Genomic DNA, 455 nt, shown 5'->3' on the forward strand with positions numbered 1-455 from the left:
GCCGGGCTCTTGCCGCCCAGCTCCATCGACAGGCCCTTCAGGAAAGGCGCCGAGTTCGCGAAGATCAGCGACCCGGTGCTGCTCTCGCCGGTGAACGAGATGAGCGGCACCTCGGGGTGCTTCACGAGCGCGTCACCGGCGTCTTCGCCGAGGCCGTTGACGAGGTTGAACACGCCCTCGGGGAGACCTGCCTCCTCGAAGATCCCGGCCCACAGGGATGCCGAGAGAGGGGTGAACTCGGCCGGCTTGAGCACCACGGTGTTGCCGGTCGCGAGCGCGGGGCCGAGCTTCCACGACTCGAGCATGAAGGGCGTGTTCCACGGCGTGATGAGGCCGGCGACACCGATCGGCTTGCGGTTTACGTAGTTGAGCTGGCGTCCCGGCACCTTGAAGGCGTCGTCGGTCTGGGCGACGATCAGGTCGGCGAAGAAGCGGAAGTTCTCCGCCGCCCGTCG

1 protein-coding gene is annotated in these 455 nt (G+C 67.5%); it reads right to left on the reverse strand.

Translation table 11 applies throughout. The features are described from left to right. Window positions 1-455: aldehyde dehydrogenase family protein (locus NS283_RS18235; RefSeq protein ID WP_153003434.1), on the reverse strand; the 455-nt coding region annotated here is incomplete at both ends.

It is taken from the genome of Microbacterium testaceum (genome assembly GCF_001476285.1).
GTDB classification, from domain to species: Bacteria; Actinomycetota; Actinomycetes; order Actinomycetales; family Microbacteriaceae; genus Microbacterium; species Microbacterium testaceum_B.